The sequence below is a fragment of the uncultured Brevundimonas sp. genome, assembly GCF_937870815.1.
Lineage (GTDB): Bacteria > Pseudomonadota > Alphaproteobacteria > Caulobacterales > Caulobacteraceae > Brevundimonas.
The window spans coordinates 1-7,491 of sequence record NZ_CALMZS010000122.1; the positions used below are offsets into that span (position 1 = coordinate 1).

The following is a 7,491-nucleotide window of genomic DNA, read 5'->3' on the forward strand; positions in this document are numbered from 1 at the left end:
CTCGCCCCGCGGCGCGGCGATCCGCACCCTCGAGGCCCTGTTCGACTGGCGCAACGACCGGCCGGGGATCGACTAGGACGACCGACGGGCCCGCCAGCTCGCCAGCCGGGCCTCGGAATCGGCTTCAATATCCCCGTAAAACAGATTGTACGGACGGGATTTTCTCTGGTCGGCCCAATCGCCGGTCGGGCGGAAGGATTCCAGCTCGGGCTCGGTGTGCCGCAGCAGGCCGCCGCGGCACTGGGTGGCCACCTGCCGCGCCAGGAGCGCCGGCCGCGTCCCCCATTCCAGCCCGGTCGCATTGGTGGCGCCGCGGTTCAGCCGCGCCGCCACCGGCGCCGTCGCCGTCGAGCCGGTCACCGGATTGACGCACAGGGCCTCGCGCCCGGCCAGCTCGACCAGCCGGCCGCGCCGGTCCCAGACCAGCGCCCGCTTCAGCCTCCGCCGCGCGGCCCCGTCATTGCCCTCGCCGACGGGCGAGAAACCGACCACGCAGCCGGTCTGCTCGCGGCTCGCGCAGGCCGGGACTCGCGCCGACACGCCGTCCGCGGGCGTCACCACGTCGATCAGATAGGCCGCCACCAGCCGCTCCCGCAGGGCCGGATCGGCGGCCACCCGCTCGCGCAGCAGCCGTTCGACCAGTTCCCCGCCCTGTTCGACCCCGGCCAGCACGATCGGGTCCGCCGGATGGCGCGCGATCCAGGCGTCGAAGGCGGCGGCGACGTCGCGCCAGGCGAAGGCCCGGGCCTCGCGCGCGTCGTCCCGCAACGTCAGCCGGGTATAGAGGCTGCCCTGCCGGTACAGCGGGGCGCTGACCGCCCCCAGCCGCGCGAACGGCCCGGCGTAGTTCGGCAGCACCACCCGCCTCAGCCAGGCGTCGGCCCTGGGATCGCCGATCGGCCCGTTCCACTCGCGGCCGCCGTCATAGGTGGTCGAATGCACGAAGAACACCGCCGCCGGGCCGGCGTCCGGCGCGCGCGCCTCGCGCATCGCCCAGGCGGCCGGCCGCGAATAGTCCGGGGCCGGGGGCGGCTCATAGGTCTGGAACGGCACCTGGGGATCCAGCCCGGCCCGGAGGATGTCGCCGCGCCAGACCGCCACCGCCGCCGTCACCAGGAAGACCAGCGCGAAGCCGGTCCAGCCGAGCCATTGCCGGGCGGTCAGACCCGGGCCCTTCACCGGTACGGGTCCGCGGCGGCCAGGTAGTCCTGCACATAGCGGCGGACGCCCTCCTCGAGCGGCGTCGCCTGGCCGCCGAAGCCGGCGGCGCGCACGCGCTCCATCCGGGCCTCGGTGAAATACTGGTATTTGTCGCGGATGCTCTCGGGGGTGTCGACATACTCGACCCGGGCCTCCCGGCCCGCCGCCGCGAAGGTCGCGTTGGCCAGGTCGAGAAAGGACCGGGCCCGGCCCGAGCCGGCGTTGAACACCCCCGACACCGCCGGCGTCTCCAGCAGCCAGTCGACGAGGTCGACCACGTCGTCGACGAAGACGAAGTCGCGCATCTGGCCGCCGTCGGCGTAGCCGGGGTCGTGCGAGCGGAACAGGGTCACCGGCTCGCCCGCCGCCACCTTCGGCCAGATCTGCGCCACCACCGACTTCATCCCGCCCTTGTGGTACTCGTTCGGCCCATAGACGTTGAAGAATTTCAGCCCCGCCCACTGGCTCGGCGACTGGCCCCGGTCCGATTGCCGCGCGGCGTATTGGTCGAACAGCATTTTCGAATAGCCATAGGCGTTCAGCGGCCTGAGCGAGGCCAGACCCTCAAGACTGTCGTCATCCTCGAAGCCCCGGGCCCCGTCGCCATAGGTGGCCGCCGAGGAGGCGTAGACCAGCCGCGCGTCCCTGAGGGCGCACCAGTCCCAGAGGTCGCGCGACAGGGTGAAGTTCGTCCTCATGATCAGGTCGGCGTCGGCCTCCGTCGTCGAGGAGATCGCCCCCATGTGCACCACGGCCTCGATCCGCCCGGCGTGGCGCTCCAGCTGTTCGAACAGCTCCTCGGGCCGCCAGAGGTCGGCGATCGGGTGTTTGGCGATGTTCCTCCACTTGCCCGACGCCGCGTCTTCCAGCCGGTCGCAGACCACCACGTCGCGGCGGTCCTCGGCGCACAGCCGGGCGACGATGTTCGAGCCGATGAAGCCGGCCCCGCCGGTGACCACGATCATCCGCCTCGCCATCAGCGATCCTTCATCCTCTCGATCGTCCGGCTGGTCGAATGGCCGTCCTCGAACGCCGCCAGCCTCACCTCGCCGCCCCAGCTCTCGACCAGGTCGCCGCCGACCACGCCCTCGCGGCTGTAGTCGGCGCCCTTGACCAGCACGTCCGGCCGCAGCCGTTCGATCAGGGCCAGCGGCGTCGGCTCGTCGAACGAGGTGACCCGGTCGACGCTGGCCAGGCCGCCGATGACCACGGCCCGGCTGTCCAGATCGTTGACCGGCCGGCCCTCGCCCTTGAGCCGCCGCACTGACGCATCCGTGTTCAGCGCCACCACCAGCCGGTCGCACCACGACCGGGCCTGGGCCAGATAGGCGACATGGCCGCGGTGCAGGATGTCGAAACAGCCGTTGGTGAAGCCGACCTTCAGCCCCTGCCGCTTCCAGCCCTCGACCACCTGCGCCAGCTCGTCCAGCGGCATGACCTTGGCGTGGGCCCCGGCGGCGTGCTGGGTCATCTCGGCGTCGATCAGCTCGGCCGGGGTGACCACGGCCGTGCCGGCCTTGCCGACCACCACGCCCGAGGCGAGGATGGCGAACTCCACCGCCGTCTCCAGCGACGCCCCCGCGCCCAGCGCCAGCCCCAGGGCGGCCAGGCTCGTGTCGCCGGCCCCGGAGACGTCGAACACCTCGCGGGCCCGGCCGGGGAAATGCTTCACCGGCCCGCCGCGCCGCATCAGGCTCATGCCCTTGCCGGCCCGGGTGACCACCACGGCCTTCGCCGTCGCGGCGTGCAGCAGCGCCTTGAGCGCCGCCTCGACCTCCTCGTCGGTGTCGGCCGGCAGGCCGGTGGCCGCGGCCAGTTCGCTGGCGTTGGGCTTGATCAGGTCGACGGCGCCGTAGCGGGCGAAATCTCGCCCCTTGGGGTCGACCACCACCGGCGCGCCGGTGGCCTCGGCCGCCGACAGGGCCTGGGCGATGACCAGATCGCTGACCACGCCTTTTGCGTAGTCCGACAGCAGATAGATGGAAGCACCCGTAAATGCCCGGCTTTCTTCGCCCATGAGCGCCGCCGCCTCCTCGTCCAGCCTTAGCAGCTGCTGGCCGGCGGCGACGAAGCGGGTCTTGACGATGGTGGCCACGCCGGCGCGCCGCTCGACGGCGTCCACGACGCCCGGCTCGGCGGCGATCAGGGCCGCCAGCTCGTCGCCGGCCGCGTCCCGCCCCGCCACCGCGCCCAGCTGCGCCACCCCGCCCAGGGCCGCCACATTGCGCGCCACATTGCCGACCCCGCCGGGCATGGCCACGGTCCGGCGGGTGCGCAGCACGGGGATGGGAGCCTCGGGCGAGATCCGGCTGACCTCGCCATAGACGTAGCGGTCCAGCATCAGGTCGCCGACGCAGGCCGCCGTCACCCCGCGCACCCGCTCCAGCAGCGCCTGCAGTTCGCCCAGATCGAGGGTCCGTTCAGCCATCCCACTGGCCTATCGGATTCAGGCGGCTTTCGCCATCCGCGCCTTGGTCAGGTCGTCATAGGCGATCAGCTCGGCGACCAGGGCCTCGAACTGGTCCAGCGGCACCATGTTCGGCCCGTCCGACGGGGCGTTGTCCGGGTCCTGGTGGGTCTCCATGAACACCGCGTCGACGCCGACGGCCACGGCGGCCCGGGCCAGCACCGGCACGAATTCGCGCTGGCCGCCCGAGGAGGTGCCCTGCCCGCCCGGCTGCTGCACGCTGTGGGTGGCGTCGAACACCACCGGGCAGCCGATCTCGCGCAGCACCGGCAGGGCCCGCATGTCCGACACCAGGGTGTTGTAGCCGAAGCTGGCCCCGCGTTCGCAGGCCATGACGTTCGGATTGCCGGCCCCGACCACCTTGGCCACGACATTCTTCATGTCCCACGGGGCCAGGAACTGGCCCTTCTTGATGTTGATGGCCTTGCCGGTCGCCGCCGCGGCCAGCAGCAGGTCGGTCTGGCGGCTCAGGAAGGCGGGAATCTGCAGCACGTCGACGGCCTGGGCCGCCTCGGCGCAATGCGCCTCATTGTGCACGTCGGTCAGCACCGGCAGGCCGACGCTCTCGCGGATCTCGGCGAAGATCGGCAGCGACCCCGCCAGCCCCAGCCCGCGGGCGGCGCTGGCGCTGGTCCGGTTGGCCTTGTCGAAACTGGTCTTGTAGATGACGCCGACGTCCAGACGCTCGCCGATCTCCCTCAGGGCGTGGGCCATCTCCAGCGCATGCTGGCGGCTCTCCAGCTGGCACGGACCGGCGATGAAGACGATCCGCTGGCCGCCGCCGATGCTGACCGGCCGCTTCAGCCCGTCCTTGATGTCGATGATGGCGTTGGGCTTGGACACGGCGATCTTCCCGGAGTGGCGGATTGGCGGCGCGCCCCTTGAGGCGCCCATGCGGCGATCAGGTGGCGTCGAACCCCCGGCTTCGCAAGCTACACGGCGGCCGGGCGCAAGGCCACCGAGGCCAGCTTGACCGGGGGATTGACGAGCCGCCCCGTCCGACCCACGATCCGGTCATGACGACGGTGACCGTCGATCGTCAGGAGGCCGCCGCCCGCGCGCCGCGCGGGTTCGGCCTTCTGTTGCGTCTGCTCGCCTCCGACTGGACCTTCGGCCGGCTGACGGTGCTCCTGCCCGGCGGGTCCAGCCATCTGCTGGAGGGCGGCCGGCCCGGCCCCTCGGCCACGCTCGACATCCGCGACTACCGCTTCGCCCGCCGCGTCCTCGCGTCCGGGGACATCGGCTTCGCCGAGGGCTATATGGCCGGCGAGTGGGAGACGCCGCATCTCGCCGCCCTGCTCGAGGCCCTGGCCCGCAACGGCGACCACATCCGTCGCCTGATGGTCGGCAACCGGCTGATGAAGACCCTGCACTGGCTGTCGCACCGCATGAACCGCAACAGCCGCTCGGGCTCGCGCAAGAACATCCACGCCCACTACGACATCGGCAACGCCTTCTACGCCGCCTGGCTCGACCCCTCGATGACCTATTCCTCGGCCCGGTTCACCGGCCCGGGACTGGCGCTGGAGGCCGCCCAGCGCGAGAAATACGCCGCCCTGGCCCGCACCATGGAGCTCCAGCCGGGCCAGTCGGTGCTCGAGATCGGCTGCGGCTGGGGCGGCTTCGCCGAGTTCGCCGCGAAGGAGGTCGGCGCCCGCGTCACCGGCATCACCATCTCGCGCGAACAGTATGATTTCGCCCGCCGGCGCATCTTCAACGCCGGACTCTCGGACGCCGCCGACATCCGGCTGATCGACTACCGCGACATCGACGGCCGCTTCGACCGGGTCGCCTCCATCGAGATGTTCGAGGCGGTCGGCGAGGAGTACTGGCCCGCCTATTTCGGCAAGATCCGCGAGGTGCTCGGGCCCGGCGGCCGGGCCGGCCTGCAGATCATCACCATCGCCGATGACGCCTTCCACCGCTACCGCAGGCGCACCGACTTCATCCAGAAATACATCTTCCCCGGCGGCATGCTGCCGTCGGAGGCGGCGCTCCGGCCGGTGGTCGCCGCCGTCGGCCTCGACTGGCGGACCGTCGAGCGCTTCGGCCAGGACTACGCCCGCACGTTGCGGCTTTGGGACGAGCGCTTCCAGGCGGCCTGGGAGGACATCCGCCGCCTCGGCGGCTTCGACGAGCGCTTCCGCCGGCTGTGGCGCTTCTACCTGGCCTATTGCGAGGCCGGCTTCCGCTCGCAGCGCACCGATGTGATCCAGCTCGCCCTGTCGCGCTCCTGATCCAACCGGCGTTCGGGGTGTTAGACCGGGACATGACCGACGCATCGCCCCTGATCTCCACCGCCGCCCTCGCAGCCGTCATCGACGCGCCCGAGCTGCGCCTGATCGACGCCAGCTGGCATCTGGACGGCCGCGACGCACGCGCCGACTATCGAGACGCGCGCCTGCCCGGCGCGGTGTTCTTCGACCTCGAGGCCTCCTCGGAGCAGGCCGGGGACCTGCCGCACATGCTGCCGACGCCCGGGGCCTTCGCGAGGCGCATGGGCGGACTCGGCATCGCCGCCGACGACCGCATCGTCGTCTACGACACCGTCGGCGTCCGTTCGGCCGCGCGGGCCTGGTGGATGTTCCGGGTCATGGGCGCCGCCGACGTCCGCGTCCTCGACGGCGGCCTGCCCAAATGGCGCGCCGAGGGTCGGGCGATCGAGTTCGGGCCGCCGCCGACGCCGCGCCCGGCGGTCTTCACGCCGCGGCCGCAACCGGAACAGGTCGCCGATCTCGAGACGGTGCGCCGGGTCCTCGCCGACGGCGGACAGGTGCTGGACGCCCGCGCCGCCGACCGCTTCCTCGGCCGGGCGCCCGAACCGCGTGCGGGCCTGCGCCCGGGCCATATGCCCGGCGCGCTCAACCTGCCCTTCCCCGGGGTCCTGAACGCCGACGGGACGATGAAGCGCGGCGCGGCGCTGGAGCAGGCTTTCGAGGCGGCGGGCGTCGATCTGGACCGGCCGGTGGTCACCACCTGCGGCTCGGGCGTCACCGCCGCCATCCTGTCGCTGGGGCTGGCCGAACTCGGCCGTCCCTCGCGCCTCTACGACGGCAGCTGGGCCGAATGGGGCGGGCGGGCGGACACGATCGTAAAAGCGCGATAAGGTTGTCCCTTGTTCAGGGGGCATCATGAAAATCGAAGGTGAAATCGCGGTTGGCGAAGCGGCGCGCTATGCGGGCAAGGCGACGTCGCGGATCAACGGCCATCCGAAGCCGATGATCCTCTCGAGCGTCATCACGCTCGTCGTCATGCTGTCGCTCATGCTTGTTTTCACCGGGCTACAGAGTGCATTCGGCTGGCCGGGTTGGCTGTTCCTGCCGGCCATCGTCGCGTCCGCAATCCTCGCCGCCATGGTCAGCACCAACATCGGTCGGGCCTTCGCGGTTCGCATAGCCCGGCGCGAACTGGCGAAGCGGGGGCTTGGAAATCCTGTGCCCAACAGGTTTGAGGCCACTCCGAACGGTTTTCTAAGTCTGACCGGGTCTGTTGAGTCGCGAGCCCCGTGGACGGCCGTTAGCGACCTGTTTCCGGTGGGGCCTTACTGGGTCGTCATCGCGGATGCTTGGCCCTTCTACGTGCCCCGCCGCTTCTTTCCCTCGGTCGAGGAAGAGAAGCGGTTCCTCGGGTTGATGCTCGGGCACATGAGCGAAGAAGCGCGGGCGCGCAGCAATGCTGCGGCCCGCTTCTCCGCTTCCTAGCTCGCCGGCGCGACCGCCGGCAGGGGCAGGTCGTCCGGCACCACCTCGTCGCTCTCGCCGCGCGACACCACGGTCGCCGCCACCAGGTCGCCGGTGACGTTCAGCGTGGTGCGGCACATGTCG

At 71.4% G+C, this 7,491-nt stretch carries 7 protein-coding genes; 3 read left to right on the forward strand and 4 right to left on the reverse strand.

Features of this window, described 5'->3' with window-relative positions; all coding sequences use genetic code 11:
* Window positions 1-72: 72 nt before the first annotated feature.
* Genes Q0588_RS07980 through kdsA form a run of 4 tightly spaced genes read right to left on the reverse strand, consistent with a single transcriptional unit; the run spans window position 73 to window position 4,561 of the window.
* Window positions 73-1,179 (reverse strand): DUF3089 domain-containing protein, encoded by a 1,107-nt coding sequence (locus tag Q0588_RS07980; RefSeq protein ID WP_298745386.1) that lies wholly within the window; start codon window positions 1,177-1,179, stop codon window positions 73-75.
* Window positions 1,176-2,177, reverse strand: coding sequence for an ADP-glyceromanno-heptose 6-epimerase (gene rfaD / locus Q0588_RS07985; RefSeq protein ID WP_298745387.1), 1,002 nt, complete (start codon window positions 2,175-2,177; stop codon window positions 1,176-1,178). Before rfaD ends, Q0588_RS07980 begins: the two co-directional genes overlap by 4 nt.
* Window positions 2,177-3,628, reverse strand: a complete 1,452-nt coding sequence (gene rfaE2 / locus Q0588_RS07990; protein ID WP_298745389.1) for a D-glycero-beta-D-manno-heptose 1-phosphate adenylyltransferase — start codon at window positions 3,626-3,628, stop codon at window positions 2,177-2,179. Before rfaE2 ends, rfaD begins: the two co-directional genes overlap by 1 nt.
* Before the next feature lie 18 nt (window positions 3,629-3,646).
* Window positions 3,647-4,561: a 3-deoxy-8-phosphooctulonate synthase gene (kdsA, locus tag Q0588_RS07995; RefSeq protein ID WP_298745392.1), complete on the reverse strand. Its 915-nt coding sequence runs from the start codon at window positions 4,559-4,561 to the stop codon at window positions 3,647-3,649.
* 122 nt (window positions 4,562-4,683) lie between these two features.
* On the opposite strand from kdsA, the gene Q0588_RS08000 reads away from it, so the two are divergent.
* From Q0588_RS08000 to Q0588_RS08010, 3 genes are read left to right on the forward strand one after another with little or no spacing between them, the layout of a single operon-like run.
* Entirely contained in the window at window positions 4,684-5,904 is a 1,221-nt protein-coding gene (locus Q0588_RS08000) for a cyclopropane-fatty-acyl-phospholipid synthase family protein (RefSeq protein ID WP_298745394.1), read from the forward strand.
* 32 nt (window positions 5,905-5,936) lie between these two features.
* Window positions 5,937-6,773: a 3-mercaptopyruvate sulfurtransferase gene (gene sseA, locus Q0588_RS08005; protein WP_298745396.1), complete on the forward strand. Its 837-nt coding sequence runs from the start codon at window positions 5,937-5,939 to the stop codon at window positions 6,771-6,773.
* 25 nt (window positions 6,774-6,798) lie between these two features.
* Entirely contained in the window at window positions 6,799-7,368 is a 570-nt protein-coding gene (locus Q0588_RS08010) for a hypothetical protein (RefSeq protein WP_298745398.1), read from the forward strand.
* Window positions 7,369-7,491 lie beyond the last annotated feature (123 nt).